Source organism: Stenotrophomonas sp. C-A (genome assembly GCF_054030835.1).
In genome coordinates this window covers 330,001-332,500 of sequence record NZ_CM132916.1, presented here as the reverse complement: position 1 = coordinate 332,500, position 2,500 = coordinate 330,001, and the positions used below count along the sequence as shown (strand labels likewise).

Genomic DNA, 2,500 nt, shown 5'->3' with positions numbered 1-2,500 from the left:
CCCTTCGTAGCGAGCCGCCCATTATAGCCGGCTTTTCCGCTTCGTCAACACCTTTTTTCAAGGCCGCCTCACCGGAGTGGACGTTGTTGCCGATGCTGCTTCGTCGTTGGACCCGAGGGTCTTTCGTCGTTGCGAGCCGCCTATTATGGCAGGCCTTTCAGCTTTGTCAACAACTTGTTTGAGGAACTTCAAGTTCTTCGTGAAGTTGTTGCTGCAAGTCCAGGTCGAAACCGGGTGCCTGCAAAAAAAGGAAAACCCCGCTGCGCATGCAGCGGGGTTCTCGGGTGTAAACCCTGGCGATGACCTACTCTCGCATGGCTTGAGCCACACTACCATCGGCGCAGCTGCGTTTCACTTCCGAGTTCGGGATGGGATCGGGTGGTTCCACAGCGCTAATTTCACCAGGGAGGCGGTTGGAGCGTCGCCATCCGATACAGCCGGATAAGGCGCCTGCCTCTCGTAGTTCTTGTGACGTAGCGTGCACTTGGATGCTCTTACGACGTTGTCGTAAAGCCAAGGCAACTTGAGGTTATATGGTCAAGCCTCTCGGATCATTAGTATCAGTTAGCTCAATACATTGCTGTACTTACACACCTGACCTATCAACCACGTAGTCTACATGGTTCCTTCAGGGGGCTTGTGCCCCGGGAGATCTCATCTTGAGGCGCGCTTCCCGCTTAGATGCTTTCAGCGGTTATCGCTTCCGAACATAGCTACCCGGCAATGCCACTGGCGTGACAACCGGAACACCAGAGGTTCGTCCACTCCGGTCCTCTCGTACTAGGAGCAGCCCCTCTCAAATCTCCAACGCCCATGGCAGATAGGGACCGAACTGTCTCACGACGTTCTGAACCCAGCTCGCGTACCACTTTAAATGGCGAACAGCCATACCCTTGGGACCGACTACAGCCCCAGGATGTGATGAGCCGACATCGAGGTGCCAAACACCGCCGTCGATATGAACTCTTGGGCGGTATCAGCCTGTTATCCCCGGAGTACCTTTTATCCGTTGAGCGATGGCCCTTCCATACAGAACCACCGGATCACTAAGTCCTAGTTTCCTACCTGCTTGATCCGTCGATCTTGCAGTCAAGCACGCTTATGCCTTTGCACACAGTGCGCGATGTCCGACCGCGCTGAGCGTACCTTCGAGCTCCTCCGTTACTCTTTAGGAGGAGACCGCCCCAGTCAAACTACCCACCATACACGGTCCCCGACCCAGATAATGGGCCCAGGTTAGAACGTCAAGCACGACAGGGTGGTATTTCAAGGATGGCTCCACTGCAGCTAGCGCCACAGTTTCATAGCCTCCCACCTATCCTACACAGACGAACTCAACGTTCAGTGTAAAGCTATAGTAAAGGTTCACGGGGTCTTTCCGTCTTGCCACGGGAACGCTGCATCTTCACAGCGATTTCAATTTCACTGAGTCTCGGGTGGAGACAGCGCCGCTGTCGTTACGCCATTCGTGCAGGTCGGAACTTACCCGACAAGGAATTTCGCTACCTTAGGACCGTTATAGTTACGGCCGCCGTTTACTGGGGCTTCGATCAAGAGCTTCGCCTTGCGGCTGACCCCATCAATTAACCTTCCAGCACCGGGCAGGCGTCACACCCTATACGTCCACTTTCGTGTTTGCAGAGTGCTGTGTTTTTGATAAACAGTCGCAGCGGCCTGGTTACTGCGACCCTCTTCAGCTATAGCTCGCACGAGCCACCAAAAAGGGTGCACCTTCTCCCGAAGTTACGGTGCCATGTTGCCTAGTTCCTTCACCCGAGTTCTCTCAAGCGCCTGAGAATTCTCATCCTACCCACCTGTGTCGGTTTACGGTACGGTCTGCGTAAGCTGAAGCTTAGGAGCTTTTCCTGGAAGCGTGGTATCAGTGACTTTGCCATAAAGGCTCGTCTCGGTGCTCGGTCTTAGAGGATCCCGGATTTGCCAAAGATCCAAACCTACCGCCTTTCCCCAGGACAACCAACGCCTGGTACACCTAACCTTCTCCGTCCCTCCATCGCACTTACGCGAGGTGCAGGAATATTAACCTGCTTCCCATCGACTACGACTTTCGTCCTCGCCTTAGGGGCCGACTCACCCTGCGCCGATTAACGTTGCGCAAGGAAACCTTGGGCTTTCGGCGTGCGGGTTTTTCACCCGCATTATCGTTACTCATGTCAGCATTCGCACTTCCGATACCTCCAGCAGACTTCTCAATCCACCTTCAACGGCTTACGGAACGCTCCTCTACCGCGCATACAAAGTATGCACCCCAAGCTTCGGTTCACTGCTTAGCCCCGTTAAATCTTCCCCGCAGACCGACTCGACCAGTGAGCTATTACGCTTTCTTTAAAGGGTGGCTGCTTCTAAGCCAACCTCCTGGCTGTCTGTGCCTTTCCACATGGTTTTCCACTTAGCAGTGAATTTGGGACCTTAGCTGTGGGTCTGGGTTGTTTCCCTTTTCACGACGGACGTTAGCACCCGCCGTGTGTCTCCCATACAGTCC

At 54.4% G+C, this 2,500-nt stretch carries 2 rRNA genes (1 of these 2 cut by a window edge); both read right to left on the bottom strand.

Annotated elements, in window-relative coordinates:
* Window positions 1-291: 291 nt before the first annotated feature.
* Window positions 292-406: ribosomal RNA gene (gene rrf / locus ACW5IY_RS01525) — 5S ribosomal RNA — on the bottom strand.
* Window positions 407-533: 127 nt separating this feature from the next.
* Window positions 534-2,500: ribosomal RNA gene (locus ACW5IY_RS01520) — 23S ribosomal RNA — on the bottom strand (it continues 911 nt past the right edge of the window).